Source organism: Nonomuraea sp. NPDC049141 (assembly GCF_040648415.1).
Lineage (GTDB): Bacteria > Actinomycetota > Actinomycetes > Streptosporangiales > Streptosporangiaceae > Nonomuraea.
This window is the reverse complement of the sequence record NZ_JBEZDR010000003.1, coordinates 716,218-735,858: the sequence shown is the minus strand read 5'-3', so window position 1 is coordinate 735,858 and position 19,641 is coordinate 716,218. Positions and strand designations below refer to the sequence as shown.

Annotated in this window: 17 protein-coding genes and 1 pseudogene; 8 read left to right on the top strand and 10 right to left on the bottom strand. The window is 66.0% G+C overall.

From position 1 onward, the window contains the following. Window positions 1-81 precede the first annotated feature (81 nt). The 4 genes and pseudogenes from AB0B91_RS11815 to AB0B91_RS11800 all read left to right on the top strand — a co-directional run bounded on the left by AB0B91_RS11815 (window position 82) and on the right by AB0B91_RS11800 (window position 6,062). Window positions 82-2,625 carry a M14 family zinc carboxypeptidase gene (locus AB0B91_RS11815; protein ID WP_358318252.1) on the top strand — a complete coding sequence of 848 codons (2,544 nt, stop codon included), beginning with the start codon at window positions 82-84 and terminating at the stop codon, window positions 2,623-2,625. A 224-nt stretch (window positions 2,626-2,849) separates the two neighbouring features. Further along, window positions 2,850-3,245: pseudogene (tnpA, locus tag AB0B91_RS11810) on the top strand (IS200/IS605 family transposase). A gap of 6 nt (window positions 3,246-3,251) precedes the next feature. Then, window positions 3,252-4,541: a transposase gene (locus AB0B91_RS11805; protein WP_358318251.1), complete on the top strand. Its 1,290-nt coding sequence runs from the start codon at window positions 3,252-3,254 to the stop codon at window positions 4,539-4,541. A 105-nt stretch (window positions 4,542-4,646) separates the two neighbouring features. Beyond that, a complete protein-coding gene (locus AB0B91_RS11800) occupies window positions 4,647-6,062 on the top strand; it encodes a hypothetical protein (protein ID WP_358318250.1) in 1,416 nt (471 codons plus the stop codon). Window positions 6,063-6,112: 50 nt separating this feature from the next. Here AB0B91_RS11800 and AB0B91_RS11795 read toward each other — a convergent pair whose 3' ends face one another. The 5 genes from AB0B91_RS11795 to AB0B91_RS11775 all read right to left on the bottom strand — a co-directional run bounded on the left by AB0B91_RS11795 (window position 6,113) and on the right by AB0B91_RS11775 (window position 9,429). Then, window positions 6,113-6,556, bottom strand: a complete 444-nt coding sequence (locus tag AB0B91_RS11795; protein ID WP_358318249.1) for a hypothetical protein — start codon at window positions 6,554-6,556, stop codon at window positions 6,113-6,115. 160 nt (window positions 6,557-6,716) lie between these two features. After that, window positions 6,717-6,980 (bottom strand): DUF3817 domain-containing protein, encoded by a 264-nt coding sequence (locus AB0B91_RS11790; RefSeq protein WP_358318248.1) that lies wholly within the window; start codon window positions 6,978-6,980, stop codon window positions 6,717-6,719. 6 nt (window positions 6,981-6,986) lie between these two features. After that, window positions 6,987-7,460: a hypothetical protein gene (locus AB0B91_RS11785; protein ID WP_358318247.1), complete on the bottom strand. Its 474-nt coding sequence runs from the start codon at window positions 7,458-7,460 to the stop codon at window positions 6,987-6,989. Window positions 7,461-7,684: 224 nt separating this feature from the next. Continuing rightward, the gene (locus tag AB0B91_RS11780) at window positions 7,685-8,446 is read right to left on the bottom strand and encodes a hypothetical protein (RefSeq protein WP_358318246.1); all 762 of its coding nucleotides are present in this window, start codon (window positions 8,444-8,446) and stop codon (window positions 7,685-7,687) included. Between the two features lie 23 nt (window positions 8,447-8,469). Further along, on the bottom strand, window positions 8,470-9,429 hold the full coding sequence (locus AB0B91_RS11775) for a DJ-1/PfpI family protein (RefSeq protein WP_358318245.1): 960 nt from the start codon (window positions 9,427-9,429) through the stop codon (window positions 8,470-8,472). Window positions 9,430-9,699: 270 nt separating this feature from the next. Here AB0B91_RS11775 and AB0B91_RS11770 point away from each other — a divergent pair, with 270 nt between their 5' ends. Further along, window positions 9,700-10,170, top strand: a complete 471-nt coding sequence (locus AB0B91_RS11770; protein ID WP_358318244.1) for a DUF5946 family protein — start codon at window positions 9,700-9,702, stop codon at window positions 10,168-10,170. Window positions 10,171-10,262: 92 nt separating this feature from the next. Here the strand turns inward: AB0B91_RS11770 and AB0B91_RS11765 are convergent, their stop codons facing one another. Next, window positions 10,263-11,156, bottom strand: coding sequence for a LysR family transcriptional regulator (locus AB0B91_RS11765; RefSeq protein ID WP_358318243.1), 894 nt, complete (start codon window positions 11,154-11,156; stop codon window positions 10,263-10,265). A gap of 125 nt (window positions 11,157-11,281) precedes the next feature. Between AB0B91_RS11765 and AB0B91_RS11760 the strand changes: the two genes are divergently transcribed. Further along, window positions 11,282-11,791, top strand: coding sequence for a nuclear transport factor 2 family protein (locus AB0B91_RS11760; RefSeq protein WP_358318242.1), 510 nt, complete (start codon window positions 11,282-11,284; stop codon window positions 11,789-11,791). Window positions 11,792-11,823: 32 nt separating this feature from the next. Further along, the gene (locus AB0B91_RS11755) at window positions 11,824-13,131 is read left to right on the top strand and encodes an FAD-binding oxidoreductase (protein WP_358318241.1); all 1,308 of its coding nucleotides are present in this window, start codon (window positions 11,824-11,826) and stop codon (window positions 13,129-13,131) included. A 91-nt stretch (window positions 13,132-13,222) separates the two neighbouring features. Here AB0B91_RS11755 and AB0B91_RS11750 read toward each other — a convergent pair whose 3' ends face one another. The 3 genes from AB0B91_RS11750 to AB0B91_RS11740 form a co-directional block, all read right to left on the bottom strand. Beyond that, a complete protein-coding gene (locus AB0B91_RS11750; protein WP_358318240.1) occupies window positions 13,223-13,585 on the bottom strand; it encodes a hypothetical protein in 363 nt (120 codons plus the stop codon). Between the two features lie 1,502 nt (window positions 13,586-15,087). Next, complete coding sequence (locus tag AB0B91_RS11745; RefSeq protein WP_358318239.1) at window positions 15,088-15,585, bottom strand: hypothetical protein; 498 nt, start codon at window positions 15,583-15,585, stop codon at window positions 15,088-15,090. A 646-nt stretch (window positions 15,586-16,231) separates the two neighbouring features. After that, entirely contained in the window at window positions 16,232-16,714 is a 483-nt protein-coding gene (locus AB0B91_RS11740) for an RHS repeat-associated core domain-containing protein (protein WP_358318238.1), read from the bottom strand. Between the two features lie 196 nt (window positions 16,715-16,910). On the opposite strand from AB0B91_RS11740, the gene AB0B91_RS11735 reads away from it, so the two are divergent. After that, window positions 16,911-18,275 carry a cellulase family glycosylhydrolase gene (locus AB0B91_RS11735; protein WP_358318237.1) on the top strand — a complete coding sequence of 455 codons (1,365 nt, stop codon included), beginning with the start codon at window positions 16,911-16,913 and terminating at the stop codon, window positions 18,273-18,275. A gap of 87 nt (window positions 18,276-18,362) precedes the next feature. Here AB0B91_RS11735 and AB0B91_RS11730 read toward each other — a convergent pair whose 3' ends face one another. After that, window positions 18,363-19,562, bottom strand: a complete 1,200-nt coding sequence (locus tag AB0B91_RS11730; protein WP_358318236.1) for a cysteine desulfurase-like protein — start codon at window positions 19,560-19,562, stop codon at window positions 18,363-18,365. Window positions 19,563-19,641: the final 79 nt, after the last annotated feature.

Genomic DNA, 19,641 nt, shown 5'->3' with positions numbered 1-19,641 from the left:
CTGAGAACGCCGGGGCTGGTGCGTGGACCCGCTTCGTGGTACGGATCCGGCGAGATCACTTCCGTACCAGGGAGGTCTTCCTTGCGTTTATCCATCGCCCTCTTGAGCATCGCCATTCTCCTCACTCCCACGGCCGCGACGGCCCACGCCGTCGAGCCGCCCCCGCCGGCCGTACGGGACTTCGGCAACGGTCCCGAGCGGAACGAGCAGGCGGCAGAAGACTCCGCCGAGACCCTCCGCGCCCCCGCTGAGGAGCTGTTCCACGAGCGGGACCGCGGCTACCCCAGGCAGAACCAGCTCCCGATCCCCGCCGAGAACCCCGCCGACGCCTCCATCAAGCTGGGCCTCGTGCCGTACCACGGCATCGCAGCCAGGCTGAACGACCTGCAGAAGCGGAGCAAACGGGTGAGCGCCGAGATCATCGGCCGCTCGTACCAGGGCCGCGACCTCTACCTCGTCACCGTCACCGCACCGGAGAGCCGCGACGAGGCGCGCGAGCAGAGCAGGATCCGTGACCGCATCCAGCACGATGCGGCAGCGGCGGCCCGCGACCGGGGGCTGCCCAGGAAGTACAAGGCGCCGCTGTTCGTCAACAACAACATCCACGGCAACGAGTGGGAGGGCACCGACGCCGCTCTGCGCGTGATCGAGGAGCTCGCCACCAGCACGGATCCCCAGGTCGCCGACCTGCTCAGCCACACTCGGCTGTACTTCAACGTGACCGCCAACCCCGACGGCCGCGTCAACGGGGTACGCGTCAACGGCGCGGGCTTCGACCTCAACCGCGACTTCGTCACCGCCTCGCAGCCCGAGGTGCGCGCGATGCGCCAGGTGATGATCGACACCCAGCCGGTCACCATGATCGACCTGCACGGCTACGTCAACGGCACGCTCATCGAGCCCACCACCCCGCCGCACGGAGCCAACTACGAGTACGACCTGTTCATCAAGAACACCTACGCCAACGGGCTCGGCATGGAGGCCGCCATCAAGGCCCTGGGTCACACGCCCGAGGCCGACGGCGTGTACCCGCCGCAGATCCCGTTCCGCGACTCCGCGGAGGGCTGGGACGACTGGCCGCCGATCTTCAGCCCGCAGTACGCGCCGTTCCATGGCGCGGTCGCTTCGCACACCGTCGAGATCCCGCTGCGCGTCAACGGCTCCGACTACACTAATCTGCCCGTCGACGAGCTGCGCCGCCGTTCCGGGATCAACACCGCCATCGCCGCCGCCGCGATCCGGGCGACGTACGGCTTCGTGCGGGCCAGGCACGACCAGCTGATCGCCGACCAGATCGAGGTCTTCCGCCGAGGCGCCGCGGGCGAGCCTTCCCGGACCGTGCCGCTCGGCATCGTGCCCGGCTTCGGCCCCGAGGACGTCTACAACACCACCTTCCCCCGGGCGTACGTGATCCCCGTGGGTGGCGGGCAACGGTCCGCGACGGCCGCGGCCCGGCTGGTGGACCACCTCATCGCGAACGACGTCGAGGTGGGGCAGGCCAAGCGCTCGTTCAGGGCGGGCGGCAGGACGTACCCGGCGGGCTCGTACGTCGTCGACATGCGCCAGCCCAAGCGCGGCCTGGCCAACGTGATGCTGGAGGCGGGGGCCGACATCTCTCCCAGGGTCGATGCCATGTACGACATTTCCGGCTGGAGCCACGCCCTGCTCTGGGGCGCCACCGTGGACGGCGTCACCACCCTCCAGACAAAGGCGGAGCCGGTCAAGGCCGCCGCCCCCACGGGCTCGGTCCCGAGGGGCCACGGCCCGCTCGCGCTGAAGGTGATCGACGCCAAGGAGGTCATGGCGCTGAACGCGCTGCTGGCCCAGGGCGTCGCGGTGACCTGGGCGAACGACGGCACCGCGATCATCCCGGCCGCCGCGCGACAGGCCGCGCGCACGGTGTCCGACCGGTACGGCGTAGCGTTCACCCCAGCAGGTTCTGTAACGAGTACGCCGCTGTCCCAGGTGCGGATCGCGGCGGCCACCTCGGCGGACGAGCTGTTCACGCTGCGTGAGCTGGGTTTCCCCGTCACCCCGATCTCCACGGCCATCCTCAACGGCGGCTTCGACTGGAGCGGGACCGACGTGCTCTTCGTCTCCAGCGGGCTGAGCTACGCGGCACTCAACCCGGCGGCCAAGGCGGCACTCGACGCGTTCCTCGCCTCGGGCGGCGTGGTCACCCGAGGCAGCACCGGCGCCGCCTTCAACACGGCCGCCGGACTGCTCACCGCCACGTCCATCGCCGGGCGCGGCGATGCCAACGGCGTGGCTCGGGTCGTCTCCTCGACCGGTCCGGTGGGCAGCGGCTCGCCCGGCTACTCGTTCGTGTACTCGCCGCGCTGGTTCACCGGGCTCGGCCCTGAGGTCACGGTCGAGCAGACGTACGCGGCCGAGGGACCGCTCGTCTCCGGCCACTGGCGCCCCAACCCCGACGGGACCGGCGGCCAGGACGCGGCCAGAGGCCAGGCGGCCGTGGTCAGCGGCCGCGACGAGCGGGGCGCGGCCGTGGTGCTGTTCGGCACCGAGCCGATGTTCCGCAACCACCCCAAGGGCCTGTTCCCGCAGGTGGCCAGGGCGCTGTACTGGTCGGCGTCCGTCACGGGCGCGGCCGTCACCACGCCCTGATCCCTTCAGGTCGCCACGCGAAGCGAGCCCACAGCGACCTGTGGGCTCGCACGCGGCCGGGCCTCCTAGGTTGTCCCGTTCTTCAACGACCGCTTTCCCGGCGTTGTCCGGCCGGTTAGTTTCGATCGGAAACCTAGGCGCGGACCCCTGGCTTCAGCCATGGGGGTAAGCCCTTCTGTCGAATCTTTGAGCGGTAGATAGATCAACGCCGTATCTTGATCCGTGTGGCCGTGACCTTGCGGACGAACAGCAACATCGCCTGCCAGCGCGCCTTTCACGTGGTGTGGTGCCTCACATACCGCAGGCGGTGCTGGGCGAACGGATCGAGACCCGGCTGAAAGAGCTGATCCGCGAGGTGAACGAGGAGAAAGGGGGCGTGGCTGGTGGAGATGGAGGTCATGCCCGACCACGTTCACCTGCTGGTCGAGGTGGGTCCGCGGTTCGGGATCCACAAGCTGGTCAAGGCCGTCAAGGGTCGCTCCTTGCGCATCCTGCGTCAGGAGTTCCCGAGCTTGAGGTCGAAGCTGCCGACGCTGTGGGCCAACTCCTCCTTCGTGGCCACGGTGGGCGGGGCGCCCCTGGACGTCGCCACGTGGTACGTCGAGAAGCAGAGCCGGTGATCGCGGATGCTGACCGGACGTAAGTACCGTCTGAATCTGACTCCCGGCCAGGTGGTGTTCGCCGAGCGGATCGGCGGGGCCTGCCGCAGCGTGTGGAACACCGCGCTAGAGCAGCGCCGCGAGTACCGGCGACGCGGTGCGTTCATCGGCTACCACGAACAGGCCGGCCAGCTCGCCGAAGCCAAGCGGGAATTCGCGTGGCTGTGCGAGGTGCCCGGCCACTGCCTTCAGCAGACGCTCATCGACCTGGACCAGGCGTGTTCCCGGCACGGCACGTGGGGGGTCCGTTGGAAGTCCAAGGTCAAGAATCCGCCGTCCTTCCGGTTTCCTGAGGGCGGGAAGATCGCCATCGAGCGGTTGAACCGGCGCTGGGCGCGGGCGAAACTGCCCAAGCTCGGCTGGGTCCGCTTCCGCATCACCCGCCCGCTGGGCGGGACGGTCAAGAACGCCACCATCAGGCGGGACGACAAGCACTGGTACATCAGCTTCCTCATCGAGGACAGCCTGATCAAGCCTGAGCGGCATGCCCATCCCGGCGGTGCGGTCGGTATCGACCGGGGCGTGGTCAAGGTCGTCACCTGCTCGGATGGACGTTTCCACCATCAGGTGTTCGCCCGGGACTGGGAGGTCGGGCACACCAAGAAGCTCCAGCGGGACTTCGCCCGGACCACGAAGGGATCGGCCCGGCGAAACAAAGCCGCCGCACGGGTCGCCAACCTGGTGCGGAAGATCCGCCGACGCCGGGAGGACTTCGCCGCCAAGACCGCCTGCGCCCTGGCCACGAGCTTTGAGCTGGTGGTGTTCGAGGCGCTGGCGACCAGGAACATGACCGCCCGTGTCGCACCCCGGCCCGACCCCGAACGGCTGGGCGCGTTCCTGCCTAACGGGGGTGCGGGAAAGTCTGGCTTGAACCGGTCCATCCTGGACAAGGGCTGGCATCGGATCGAGTTGGCCACCCGCAGTAAGGCCCGCTACACGGGCACCTGTGTAATCACTGTCAATCCGGCGTATACGAGTCAGACGTGCAACGTGTGCATGGTGGTGGATCGCAAGTCCCGCGAGAGCCAAGCGGCCTTCCGGTGCACCTCGTGCGGACACACCGAGCACGCCGACGTGAACGCCGCCAAGAACATCCTCACCGCCGGGAGGGCGGAGTTCGTGCAGCCCAGACCGGGTGTACGGACTGGGGCGCGCAAACCACGCAACCGCGTGGGCCGCAAGGCGAACCGCCAAGCAACAGCAGCCCAGGCCACCGCGCAGACGGAGCCCGAGCTGGCTGGAATCCCCCGACTTTAGTCGTGGAGAGCGCTTCAACATTAGATCTGGCATCTGATCGGACCTGCTCACGGGCGCGATTCATCCCGCCCGCGGCGCAGTCCATGCAGCGGAGGAATCCCCCTGATGCGAGTTGTCCCCCTGTTGACCACGACGGTCGCCATCCTGGCCGGGTTGACCGGTTTGATCACCCCGGCCACGGCACAGGCCACACCCGCCGATACCGCCCACACGCGGTCCATCGAGGTCCGCCGCAACCACCCGGACACCCGGGTACCCGTCGTAGTGCGGAAGTCCGGCGAGGCACTCATCGACCTGAACGCATCCGCGCCAGGCACGGACTGGGCGAAGGCGGGCGCCGAATCGGCCGTCGTGTCCATCTCAGTCGACAACCGATATGCCGCCGACCTCGTGGTCTCCGGCGGCCAGCCCCTTCACCGCCAGCTCGCGCTGGGCCGACTCACCGCGGGGGTGCACCAACTGCGCCTGCACTTCGCCGTCGAGCGCTCCGCCGCGACGAGCAGATCCGTCGTGCTGGACACGCTGCGGGTCTCAACCTACGCCAAGGGCAGTCCCGAATACCTCGTGCTGCGGTACGTGCCCGTCGTCTATGGCCGCAACATCGCCACCCTCGGAAACCCGTACCAGAACGCGACCACCGACACCCCGCTCATCGCCTGGCACGAGTCGGCACCGGCCACCACACCCGGCCACACGAAGCTCACGTACTCGGTGGTGTGGAGCAACGAGGACGGCGGCACGAACACGCCCGCGCTGATGGCCCGCTGGGGCCGCACGACCGACATCGAGTGGATCTACAGCGTCGAAGTCGACCAGAACGGCGACCGCGTCGAGGGCAGCGACACCTACCAGGCCCCCACCCACCAGACCCTGCACTTCACCGGCCGCTACGAGAACGACCACGCCCTCCTGCAGACCTGTACGTCGAACAACAACATGTGCGACACCGTGGACGACCCCATGCGGTTCTTCCTGTCGTACCTGCCGACGCTGCCGGCCGACCAGGCCCGCGAATACCTCATGGACGCCAACCCCTGGACGTACGAGATCATGGCCAAGGAGATGCTCCGCGAGGGCAAGATCGAGGCCCCCTCGGCCACCACACCGGCCACGCCTGAGGTGAGCGACCAGCGTAACTACCTGTACGCGGTGGTCAAGAAGACCACGCAGCCGGCCAACGCGGGCTCATCCTGGGTCGGCGTCTCGCTCGGCGTACGCCTGGTCAGCGGCGACACCGTCTATCTGTCCAACCATGTGGATCCGACCTGGTCGATCCAGCGCGACGACCCAGCGGCGACCACGGTCGAACTGCCCGCGGGCACGACGGCTGACGACATCGCCGAGGTGACCGCCCACCGCGTCGTGGTCGGCACCGACACCGGCGCCACCGTGCACGTCACCGCGATCAAGCGCGGCTTCCTCCTCGGCCAGAACTATCTCCCCCAGCAGTCGTTCCTGACCTGGAACGGCGACGTCACCCTCAACAGCACCACCACCTCAGCCGTACTCTGGCACCGCTGACCCCACTTGCGTGGCGGGCGCCGGTCGGCGCCCGCCTGCTGGATCGCACGCTAGATGAAGGCGAGCGTCACCATCCAGCACAGCAGCGCACCGAACGCGGTGACCAACCCGACCCGGATCCAGTGCGTGGCGAGCAGCACGCGCAGCAGCCGGTGGTCATTTCGACGGCTGAGGCGGATCTGGAGCGGCGCCCAGTACGTCGCGGTCGCGGCCAGCATGGCCGCCTCGACGGCGAACGCGAGCCAGACGGCCCAGCCCGGCACGTATGACGGCCGCAGGACGATGAGCAACACCGCGCCCAGGAGGGCGAGGCCGTGCGGGACGAACGCCGTGCCCGGCAGGCGCCGCTTGTGGGCCTCGTGGTAGGCGCTCCAGTCCGATTCACTGACCAGCGCCCAGACGGGATAGACCACGACCTGCGTGAGCCAGATGACCCCGACGTTGAACATCGCCACGGTCAGCGTCCCCAGCAGCACGATTTCGCCCGTGTTCATCCGCGTCTCTCCCATGCTCGAGAAGTACTGTCTTCACTGCGCTGACGAGGCGTGCGCTGCGCAGTGGAACCTGATGTCTCTGCCGGACTCGGCCTCGCGCTGAAGATCCCTGACTCGCCGCCGGCGTGGGCGCGGCAGGTCTCCGGCACCGCCAGGCCGGTCAGGGAATGCTTGCTCGGGAACGCTCACGGAGTTGCCACAGCGCGAGCAGTCCACCGATGGCGGGGATGGCGGCGCACCGGCGGGCGCCGGATGAGGCGGTGGCCGGGGCCAGCAGGGCGGCTGAGATGACGACGAGGTAGGCCGTGCCGTGCAGCGGGCCGACGAGGGAGGTGATCGCTTTGCTGTGCGTGGTGAACAGGTTGACCAGCAGAACCAGCAAGGAGGCGGTCTCAACGCCGGCCGCGATCCGCAGTGTGCGCATGTCAGGTCACGCTCCCGGGGCCGCGCCGGGACGTACGATCATCAAAACGACGACGACCGCCCACAGCAGGTTGTAGATGCCGGCGTGCATGGACAGCGTGCGCAGCCGGTCGGGGTCGCCGGATCCGGCGAGCGCGTCGCGCTGGCGCGGATAGATCTGCAGCGCCAGCAGGACGCCCGCGGCGGCGGTGAGGGCAATGGCGACGGTGATCCAGATCTCGCCACTGCGGCCCTGGACGAAGGCCAGGACGATACCGGCGGCCGGCACGATCAAACCGAACGCGCTATAGCCACGGGTGATGCGGTGCAGCGCGACGGACACAGCGCGATTGCGCTCTTGCGCTGCTTCCGGCACAGGCGCGCCGACTGTGACGTCGGCGACGACCGGGAGATAGCGGGGAAACAGGCTCGTCGCGACCGCCGAGCCTCCGACGAACACGATGCCGGCCAGGACATGCACCGACAGCAACAAATGTTCCATGGGTTGTCTCTCTCTGGTTCAGGGCGCCTGGTGCTCAGCACGCAAGCATCAGGCGCCCTGATCGAGGTCTAGGTAGCGAAGTGCGAGCCTGGTTGCTCACTCTCCGGAAAATTGTGCAGATCATCTGACATATGACGTATGATAACGTCGATCTGAATCAGCCACATATGTTCATGGGCTCGGACAAGGGGCAGCGGCTCAATGAGCCGTGCTGAGACGCGCCGTCAGTCGTCCCAGCCGCTGGCGTCGAGGAAGCCCTGCCAGGTGATGTACGGAGCCTCGGGATGCCGCTGGTGCAGGATCTCGCCGGGCAGGGTCATGGGCGGCGCCTTGCGCGGATCGGCGAGGCCCTGCGCGATGATGGCGTCGGTCAGGACGCGGGCGCCACCGTGGCGGGGGTAGACGGCGTGTACGCGATCGGCATATCCGGCGGGCAGCTCCTCGGGGCCGCCGGTCAGGTCCAGCCCGATGCCGTTCTGGGCGACCGTGATCTCCGGCGGACGCCGGCGGGCGAACACGGGCGACTGGTGGAACCCGCTGGAGGTGTGCAAAGCGATACCGTCCCAGACGGTGTCGATGCGCCGGTCGGTGATGCCTTGCTCCTCCAGGAACCGGGCGGCGAAGTCGGCACCGTCGATCTCGAACCGCTGGCCGGTGTCGGCGCGTTCGGTCAGTCCCATGTCGTGCAGCACGCAGATGAGGAACATGACTTCGGCGTTGTAGTCGTGGCCCGGCCGAAGACCGGACTGCGCGGCGGCCGCTCGGCCGAACAGGAAGCTGCGCAGGCTGTGATTGCGCAGGTACGGCTCCTGCGCGTCCGTCACCAGCCGGTGGGCCGCCTGGGCGATACGGGTGGCGGGAAAGGACAGGTCAGCGTTCTGATCCCCGGCGTCGGCGGCGGAAGCACCAGGCATACCGACCGTCAGACCCGCCAGGCCGGCGAGACCGGCTCCCAGTAACGTGCGGCGGGGCAGGAAAGAGCTCATACGGTCTCCTTGAGACAGTCATGTCATTTGATGAATGAGATGGCGCGGGAGGTGCGGAAGCGTTGGCGATACTCGGTCGGGGTCGTACCGAGCACGTGCAGGAACGCCCGGCGCATCGACTCATCGGACCCGAAACCACAGCTACGGGCGACCGAGGCCACCCCGACGGCGCTGGTCTCCAGAAGGACCTGCGCCGCCTCCACCCGGACCCGCTCGACGTACTGACCGGGGGTGAGCCCGACCTCACGACGGAACAACCGGGTCAGATGACGCTCGCTCACCGCGGCACGGGCCGCCATCGCGGCGAGGCTGTGGTTCGCCGCCGGTTCGACCGCGACCGCGTCAAGGAGTCGCCGCAACGCGGGGTGGCGTGGCGTAGCGACAGCCTGACGAACGCTGAACTGCGACTGGCCGCCAGGGCGTTGCAGGAACACGACCATGTATTTCGCCACCGCCCGCGCGATGTCCGAACCGTGGTCCTCCTCGACCAGGGCGAGCGCCAGATCGATCCCGGCGGTGACCCCGGCCGAGGTCACCACGGGCCCATCACGAACGTAGATCGCATCGGGCTCCACGGTGACCTGCGGAAACCGGGACGCCAGATCAGCACAGGCGGCCCAGTGCGTCGTGGCCCGCCGCCCATCGAGCAGCCCCGCCTCCGCCAGCAGCAACGCACCCGTGCACACCGAGGCCACCCGACGCGCGCGATGACCGATCTCCCGCAGCAGACTCAGGTACGCCGCGTCAGGGCGGTCACCGTCGGGGGGCGCGTATCCCGGCACCAGCAACGTGTCGACCGGCCCCTCGACATCGCCCAGAGCTAGGTCCGCCCCCAAAGGCACACCGATGTCCGTGCGTACGGGCCGCCCATCTACGGAAGCAAGCCGTATCTGGTAGCCGCCGGACCCGTGCAGAACTTGCACTGGTCCGGCTACGTCCAGCAGCACCACCCCGTCATAGACGGCCACAACCACATCTCCCACCCCACCAGCCTCGCCGCCCCCGGAAAAGTCCACAAGGACGACTAGCCCACAGATCCGGACATTGCGGGTGCGTTCAAATTATTTATTCTGGAATATCAGGGAGTCATTAAAGTCTCATCCAACGGCTCCCCACACAAATTCACTGACACCGAGTTTCAAGTCTTCGTACAAGCAGTAAACGACCGAGAAGTCGCCGGCCCGACGCCGAAATCCTGTCGACAACGCTGTCGTCGGCCGCCTATGTTGCAGACCATGATAGATAGCTCCAGCATGAGTCAGTGCGACTGCGGTGCGATTGCCGGTCCGCTGGGCGTGTGCGTGGACTATTACCACGGAATCCTGGCCGAAGAGCAGGCCGATCCTCAGATGTACAGGTGGCACGCGCCTGTGGTCTGCGCGTATCTCCTTCAGCATCCTTCCAGAGCTCATGAGAAGTACCTTGACGGTCAGTTCCGCCAACTACAGCTCTACGTGAACAAGGGCATCGACGCGCTGCTTCGCGTGGCGGCTCATCAGGTGGCGCGCAACAGGCACGGGGCGCAGTCGGGCTACGACATGGCGCCGTTGGCGGCGTACGCGCCGCTCCCGCCGGGTCGACCTCCTGGGCATTTCCGCGCTACGTTCTGCGAGTTGCCGTTCAGGGACGGCAGCTTCATGTCTGATGGGCATCTGGCATACGGACACCGCATCGAAACCATCGCCGAAGCGACTGTGGAGTCCTGGAGATCCGCTCAAGCCTGATGCGCAAAAACTCGCGCGACATTATCCGCGCCTACTGCTCCAGCGGCGCACCTTGTCCGTCTCCGGCACGAGCACCCGCTGGCAACGGCCGTTCATGAAGAAGTGACCAGGTCGTGAGCGGCCTCGGCGAAGGCGCGGACGCGTGCGGTGGCGCCATCGGCCCGCCACAGCAGCCCCCATCGCAGCGGCGGGGCATCGCTGATGCGGACGTAGGCGACGTCAGGGCGCGCGTAGTAGCGCCTGGCCTGGGCTCCGACGGGGAAGGCGCCGTGCCCGGCGCCGATGAGGGTGAGCATCTCGTTGAACGTGGAGGCCGCGGGTCCCGGCTCGATCGGTCGTCCGTTGGGGGTAGTACGCGGGGTACGGTCCTGTCGCAACGAGACAGGCAGGGTGTCCGGCAGCTGGAGCAGCTTCACCCTGGCCAGATCGTCGAGCGAGATCGACGTACGGCGGGCGAACGCATACTGAGACGGCACAGCCAGCATGCGCGCCTCGGACACCAGCACCGGACCGGTGACGATGCCCGGCTCCTCGATGGGGAACGTCCCCAGCGCAAGGTCGATCTGGCCGTCACGCAGCCAGGGCATGAGATCGACCATCTGCGCTTCACGAAGCTGGACCTCACAGTCCGGCAGTCGCCGGCGGAACAGCTCGGCGGCCCCGGCGAGCAGTTGCCCGCCATCCGCACCGACGAAGGCCACCCGCAAGGTGCCGGTCAGGCCGCGGCCGGTGTCGATCGCCCGCGCGAATGCGGCGGCGATCTGGTCCCAGGCGGGCCGAACCTCCTCATACAGCTGGCGCCCCGCCCTGGTCAGCTCCACGCGACGGCTGGTACGGGTGAACAAGGGCACCCCGATCCGGCGCTCCAGCTTGGCGATCGTCTGACTGATCCGGGCGGTCGACACGCGCAGCCGCTCAGCGGTGCGGCCGAAGTGCAGTTCTTCGGCCAAGGTCAGGAACGCCTCCAGCTCATGCCGCTCGAGCATCTCACCCCCAGATCGTTAACCGCTGCTTCACGATCCTTCCACAGGGCCGCGTTGATCGGCCCCTCGCGCCAGACGAAAGTGGTCCGCACCAGCCACCTCCTCTCTGAGCCGCATGGGAGCAAGCCATGTACGTCACCGCTGAACGCGCCCTCTCCGCCCTGCCGAACGACGCGAACGCCCTCGTCCGGGAACTGCGGGACCGCGCCGAGATCCTGGACGCGTTGTACCGTTTCGGCCTGGGCCAGGACCTCAAGGACAAGGCACTGTTCGCCTCCGCCTTCGCCGTCGAAGCGGAACTCGACTTCCGCCCCGCCGCCGCCAAGTGGGGCGGCCGACCACCGGTGATGTCCGGACGGGACACGATCACCGACACCATCCTGGCCATGTTCACCGGCCGGGTGGACACCACCCACCAGGTCACCAACCCCCGCATCACCATAGACGGGGACACCGCGCGGCTGACCGCCCTGGTGGAGGCCCAGCATCTGCTCGCCGCCGACCACTCCGTCTTCGCCCTGCTGAAGAACCCCTACGACGCCGATCTGGTCCGTGATGGCGACCGCTGGGTCATCCGCCGCCTGCGCATCGACAACGCCTGGTACACCGGCGACCCCACCGCGATCTTCGGCGTCTGACGAGCACCCCTGCCACCGAGTTTGGAGGAAGAATGAGCAACAAGCTGAACGACCTGCGCACTCTCGTCCGAGGACGCGTCCTGCTCCCCGGAGACGACGGCTTCGACCAGGCCCGGCGCCCCTGGAACCTGGCCATCGAACAGTCGGTTCCCGCCGTGGTGGAAGCGGCCGACGCCGCCGACGTCGCGGCCGTGGTCCGCTATGCCCACGCCCACGGCCTGGCCGTTGCGGCCCAGCCCAACGGCCACGGCGCCACCCCGGACCTCGACGGCGCCATCCTGCTGCGCACCCGGCGACTGAACACCCTGGAGATCGACCCCGCCGCCCGGCAGGCCCGCGTCGACGCGGGCGTGTCCTCGGGCAGCCTCCAAGCCGCCGCCGCGCCGCATGGCCTGACCGGCCTGCCCGGCAGTTCCCCGGTCGTCAGCGTCGCCGGCGTCGCTCTCGGCGGCGGCCTGAGCTGGTTCGGCCGCAAACACGGCTGGGTCGCCGACCACGTCACCGCCTTCGACATCGTGGACGCAGAAGGCCGGCAGCGACGGCTCACCGCCGACACCGACCCCGACCTGTTCTGGGCCCTGCGCGGCGGTGGCGGCTCCTTCGCCATCGTCACCGCCCTCGAACTCGCCCTCCACCCCGCTCCGCACCTGTACGGAGGGCGCATGTCATGGGCCGCCCAGCACGCCCCGGACGTGATGGACGCCTACCGCCAGATCACCGCCACCGCCCCCGACGACCTCACCCTCTGGCTGGACCTGCTGCACTTCCCCGGTTCCGCACCCATGATCGCCATCGACGCCACCTATCTCGGCCACGCCGCCACGGCCCGCGCCCTGCTCAGCCCCCTGGACCACCTGCCCCACCCCCTCACCGACAGCAGACGCCCCATGTCGATCACCGAACTCGGCACCATCACCGCCGAACCCACCGACCCCGGCGCGGGCTCCTCACGCGGCGAACTGCTCACCGACCTGGATGACAGGGTGGCGAAGACCCTGCTGGCCGACCCCATCGCCCCGCTGATGAGCGTGCAGATACGCCACCTCGGCGGTGCTTTCGCCCTCCCGTCCGAGACTCCCCATGGCCCGCTGACCGAGCCCTACGCGCTCTACCTGTTCGGCGTGCCAACCGACCCGACGACCGCCGAGGCCATCACCGCCAGGCAACGCGCACTCACCGACGCCCTCCCCGTCAGCGGACGCAAACCCTTCACCTTCCTCAGCCCTGGCGAGACACCGGCCGACGCCTTCACGCCTGCCGCATTGGATCGCTTGCGCGACCTCAAACGCCACCACGACCCGTACAACACCTTCCGTGCCAACTTCCCCATCCTCAGCTAGCGCATCCATCCATCCAGCGAGACGCCATCGACCGGAGCGGCGACGGGGACAGCCTTCGTCCGCGGACGTTGCCCACTTCTCTCCTACGGCATCAGCAGTTTGAAGCCTCTCCAGTAATTCCGTAAACCACTTGCTCCTGCGGGTCATAAGCGGTTAGCCCATACCTTGCCGCCAAATCAAGTAGAACCGAGGAGGTTTCGCTGGAACGCGACCAGGAGATAGCCGCCATTACACACTCACTGGTGACGTAGAGAGGAGAGGCCCACGGCGACTCATTCACATTATCCTCAGTGAGATTCGGAAATACAGAGATCACGGCCTGGCAGAAATCATCAATAGCTGAACTTTCTTCGACGATACCTGCAAGCCCGTCCGTCAACTGGTCGTAAACCTGAGCCGCCTCCTCTGGGGTCGGAATCGACCTCTGACACCAAAAGGCAAGATCAAAACTCACCGTTACCGCTTTCCGAAATACTCAGCCCGCTCTATCGCGGAATCTCCTAGCGGGGCTTCGTCGATATCTTCGCTTCGGAGGCGGCGTCGGATGTGATGCAGACGCTCGATTCCACCGCTTGTGCGTGCGCCGTGCCAAGCTCGGCCAGCAAAGTTCCCCGACGTCGCCGTCAACGACATACGACGTACATTATCCTTTCTCCATCCGCTCGAGAATTAGATCGAAGTCGGATTCGATTTCTTGATCTGCCGTTAAGTGAATATGAGAACCTTCGTGCACGCCTACCTGAGCAAGGGTCAACAGGTGACGTGCCAGCGAGGTTAATCCGGCATGATTTGCCTTGATGACAACCTCCGTCGACCTGACCGTCAATTCAATTTCAAAAATTTTCGTCCCAAGCAAAACCTAGCCCTTCGCCAGCCCGGTATTCTGGAACTTCAATGCTTAGATTCATCGCTACTACCGCTCTCCGTGATGACAGTTCAGCGGGGGGAGTAATTGAGGGCTTTTCGCCTTTGATGGTGACATCCCCCTCCAGAGGCGAAGAGCCGGCTTCGCCCTGTTCAAGGGTCGTAGGCGGACCCTCCAGCACATCACCATCAACCCTGGCGGCATCGGCGCTTGTCCTCACCCATTTTGGGCCCGACTACTTACCGGCAACTCGCTCGCATCATCTCAATGACGCAAGTCGCTCTTTTATTTCTCTAGCATCATCGAGGTGATCGCCGATTCGGATGCCCCACTCAGTGCTATCTAAAGCTTCAATCACTACGAGAAGTTCTGGGTTAGAAGCCTGATCGAGGCTTGGGCGCGTAAGGGCAAAGGGGGATCTAGTGGCCGCGATTAGACAGTCATGAACTTGATCCAAGCTGGAAGCAGTGCTTACCAGCTCGCGCCAACCCAATTGATATCCGGCATCAGAGGATGAGACGTAGTCTTCGAATGACTGCATCGTCATTCCCTGGGGCGCGATACCGGTTCCCCATAGCTCCAGCATGCTCCATGCCCACGTATTCTCAGGGAGGGTACCGAGAATCTGAATGAGCCTAACAGTTTCTTCGGAAGATTTATGCATGGGTATCACGACAGTCGACATGTCATCATGCCCATGACTCTGCTGGTCCGCGCTGCTTGTTCCACCGTCGGATTTTCTGTGCATCAATGCTGATGTGGATAACATGGCCCGGAACATCGAGTCGCCCATGATTGGTGAAGTGATAGTCTCGCATCACCTCACCATTATCTCCGAACTCTCGAGCCTGCGGGTAGCTATCGCGCCTCCCCTTCTTCCATCCTAGCTGCGTTTGGGGAGAGTCAGACTCAGGTTTCGGATTGCCATGTTTATCGCGCGGCAGCTTCCGATTCGGGAACCACTTGCCGTCCGTCTTGGGGCGCGGTCCTGCGATCTTCCCCATCGTGGTTGCAGCTTTTACAACCCTCGCTCCCCTTGCCGGAGCCCCTGGTCGCAACTTTCTTTAATATCATTCTACGATGAAACATTTTTAGTTATTGTACTCGTCAAGCCACTCTTGCGCGTTCTCGCGGCACCTGTCGCCATATTGAGGAAGAGAAGCCCGGAGATGATCGATGAATCGATCTTTATCTTCATTCATGAAGCCGATAAAGTCCATCGCCATAAAGATCATGTCTTCATCTGTGCTGACAACATCCTCCCACGCCTGCGGTAGTGCTGCCTTTAGTCGACCATGACAGCCAGAGGCCAGCGGAACCTCAGCGCCGCTTATGTCGTCGATAACCTGCGGTTCCGGCTCGGACGGTTCAGACAGCGCGATCTCTGTCAGAATATGGTAGATTCCTATCCTTATTTCTAGTGTACGAAGTCTCAGCAATTCAAGCAGTGCTGGAATGACGTGATATGCACCTATATAGAGCTGATGCCCCCGGGCGACAGCCTGATCGATTCCGAAACGTGCATTGTCGAGATCTCTTGCTTTACCGGAGGTCTGCAGCGTGTGCAAATATAAGGGCATTTCTTCCACGTACTGTGGATGCGATACCCAGCTATCTCGCCATGAGACGGGCTCCGGGACTCCGGGCATCATTTGCTCCTATTCGACGTCTTGCCGAATATAGTCCCCCAAGGAAAGGGGCCGAATGGATAAGGACGTTTGCCATAGATCGGCTGGCAAACAGTGCAAATTGGTTGCTGTTCGCCCGTGCGAGGACGTATTGCTTTGCTAAAAAGAATGCCCTCCTTGTTGTTGCCGAGTCTTTCAACGACATCGTCCTCTGCGCACTTGCCCTTCGATGAACATCCCCACGCCGACTGGCCGGTCTTCTTATTTTAGCCGCCCGTAACTGCCCCGACCTTGCTTCGCTGAGTCTTTGACAGCTTACCCAGTTCAGCTAACCCCACATCACGCGCAGCACGTGCTTTGCTGAACCCGGCCACTGCACGCGCTCCACGGACAACCCCAGCCACGGCCCCAACGCCGAGCTCTGCTGCTATTGCAGTTTCGATCGTGCCTTCGCCCTCGCCGATGAGACCAGCCCGCTCCGCGGGGCCCGCGTCGCACGGCGGCTCCGAGCAGCCGTGCTTCCTGATATTTTCCCGAATCTTGAATTTTTGTTGTGCAGTCTTCTTGTCGCGAATTTGAGCGTCCCGGGTTCGGTTGCGCTGCTCCCTTATGCGGTCCCGCTCGTACTGCCGCTGCCGCTGCCGCTGCCGGTGAATCGTTCTTTCGCGGGCAGTCTCTTCTTGCCGCTGGCGTGGTGGGTTGCGGCGAATGTGTTGTCGGATTTGGCGTTGCTGTCGACGCGGCGGCCGTCGGGGTCGGATTGGGTGATGGGGTCGTTGGCGGCGTAGGAGTAGGGGTTAGCCCATTCGGGGGTGCGGAGGTCGAGTTCGGGGTCGGTGGAGATGAATTTGGCGATGGCGGGGTCGTAGTAGCGGGCGCCGAGATAGTCCAGGCCGGTGGAGGTGTCTTCGATCTTGCCGAGGAGGCCGCGGTCGGTAATGGGCAGGTCGTCGCCGCCGCGGCGCTGACCGTACGGCAGGTAGCGTTCGCGGTTGACAGTGCCGGTGGCCGCGTTGATGGCCAGTTGGGTGCTGCCGTGCTGGCCTGCGAGCAGCCAGGTCACGCCGCCTGTCGGGTGTGGAACTTTCATGGTCACGTGAGTCCCGGCGAGAGCGTCTTAGGCAGGTTTGACCAGCTTGAGGCCGCTTAGCGATTAGGGAGCTGGGCCGGGCCTTATGGGCCTTGGCGGGGCGGTGTGGCAGCGGCTGTACGGGTGCAGCGGCTCTGCGTACATTCTGGGTGCGTTTCAGCAGGCCCCTGAGTTGCCGACCGCGAGGAGATTCGCGATGAGATCGATGCCGTGGCTTGTCTCGGTCGGCGCGGCGTTCGTCGCCGTAGCCGTGTCGTTGTGCGCCGTCATGTTCACCGCCATCCAGCCCGCGCACGCGGCGGTGGGGCTCCACGTCAGCGGCACGAGCATCGTCGAGGCCAACGGCCAGAAGTTCATCATGCGCGGGGTCAACCACCCACACGTCTGGTACACGAACCAGACCAGCTCGTTCGCCAACATCAAGGCTCTCGGCGCCAACACCGTGCGGGTGGTGCTGGGCAGTGGCAAGCGGTGGGGCCCGTCCACCGACGTCGCCAACGTGATCTCCCTGTGCAAGCAGAATCGGCTGATCTGTGTCCTGGAGGTGCACGACACCACCGGATACGGAGAGGATGGCGCGGCGGCGACGCTGGACGAGGCGGTCAACTACTGGATCAGCCAGAAGAGCGCGCTCGTGGGCCAGGAGAGCTACATCGTCATCAACATCGGCAACGAGCCGATCGGCAACACCAACGCCGGCCAGTGGACCAGCGCGACCACCGCCGCCATCCAGAAGATGCGCGGCAACGGTTTCGAGCACCTGCTCATGGTCGACGCGCCGAACTGGGGCCAGGACTGGCAGTACGTCATGCGAGACAACGCCCAGACCATCCTGAACGCCGACAGCCAGCACAACACTGTCCTGTCGATCCACATGTACGCCGTGTTCAACAGCGCCGCGGCGATCACCGACTACCTCAACCGGTTCCAGACCAATGGGTGGCCGCTGGTCATCGGCGAGTTCGGCTGGCGGTTCAGCGCCAGCGAGGTCGATCACGAGACATTGCTGTCCGAGGCGGCGGCCCGGGGACTCGGCTACCTCGGCTGGTCGTGGAGCGGCAACACCGACCCGATTCTGGACATGGCGACCGGCTTCAACCCCAACCAGCTCACCACCTGGGGCCAGCGGATCTTCAACGGCGCCAACGGCATCAAGGCCACCGCCAAGGAGGCCACCATCTACGGCGGCACCACCCCAACCGTCACCCCGACCGTCACCCCGACGATCACGCCCACGCCGTCGGGCTCGTGCCGCGTGGCGTACGTGATGAACACCTGGAACACCGGATTCACCTCCAACATCACGATCACCAACACCGGCAGCTCGGCGACCAGTGGCTGGCGGCTGGTGTTCAGCCTGCCCAGCGGGCAGACCATCACCAACGGCTGGAGCGCGTCGTACGCGCCGGCCAGCGGCCAGGTCACCGCCACCAACGCCGCCTGGAACGGCAACCTCGCGCCGGGCGGCTCCACCACCATCGGCTTCCAGGCCACTCACACCGGCAACACCGCCGCCCCCACCTCTTTCACTCTCAACGGAGCCGCCTGCCAGGTGACATGACCCCTCATCGATCCATGCCGTGCCGCCCAGGTACGAGGTCGGCCTGCACGGATCCTTCTGGGGGCTGCCTGACTGAGGTCTTCGGAGTCAGAGGAAGGCGGCGAGGCCTTCGAGGAGCCGGTCCACGTCATCGGTGGTGTTGTACGGGGCCAGACCCACTCGCAGTGCGGGGTCCTTGAGCTTCAGCGCGGTGAAGGGCTCGTGGGCGTAGAACGACCCGGCCATTGCCACCACGTCGCGCGCGGCCAAGTGTGCCTGGGCCTCGCGTGCGTCGCGGTCCTCGAGGGTCATGAGGAGCGTCGGGGTACGGTCGGGGGCGTTCGAGTGCAGGGTGACCGCGTCGCCGAAGGCCCCCAGACCCTCCTGCAGTCTCGTCCGCAGCGACTGCTCGTGCTCATGCATGGAGCCCAGCGATCGCGTCAGCCGCTCCCTGCGCGAGGTCTCCGTACCCGGGTCCATCGCCGCCAGGAAGTCGACGGCGGCGGTGGCGCCTGCCAGGATCTCGTAGGGGAGCGTGCCGAACTCGAAACGTTCCGGCACGGTGTCAGGGGACGGCAGGAGCTTGTCCGGGCGCAGGGTTTCGAGGAACTCAGGTGCTGCCGCGAGTACGCCGCAGTGCGGTCCCAGGAACTTGTACGGCGAGCAGACGAACAGATCGGCTCCGAGAGCGGGCACGTCCACGAGGTGGTGCGCGGCGTAGTGGACCCCGTCCACGTACACCAGGGCGCCGACCTCGTGGGCCCGGTCGGCGATCCGGCGGACGGGTGGCTTGGTGCCCAGCACGTTGGAGGCCGCCGTGACCGCGACCAGCCGGGTGCGCGATGAGAGGGCCCGATCGTAGGAGCCGAGGTCCAGTTCCGTGGTGCCGTCGTCGATCTCGATCCAGCGGACCGTCACTCCGGCGCGCTCGGCCGCCTGGATCCAGGGGCGGACGTTGGCGTCGTGGTCCAGGCGGCTGAGGATGATCTCGTCGCCCGCTTTCCAGCCCTTGGCCAGGTGGCGGGAGAAGTCGTAGGTGAGCTGGGTGGCGCTGCGGCCGTGGACGATGCCGTTCGCGGGCAGGTGGAGCAGGTCGGCGTAGGCGGCGCGGAAGTCCGCGACGGCGCGCTCGGCGTTGAGCTCCGACGGGCTGATGGTTCCCCGGTTGGACAGGGGACCGGTCAGCGTCGCGGCGATGGCGTCCGCGACGGAGCGGGGGGTCTGCGTTCCGGCCGGCCCGTCGAAGTAGGCGAGGCCGGTCTCGAGGGAGGGGAAGTGGGCCCGGAGAGCGGTGAGGTCGATGGCCATGGTCTCGGCTTTCTGTCAGGCGGGTGCCTTTACTCTGGTGTCGACCTCGCGACCACGTAAAGCGATGGATCTCGAAGAG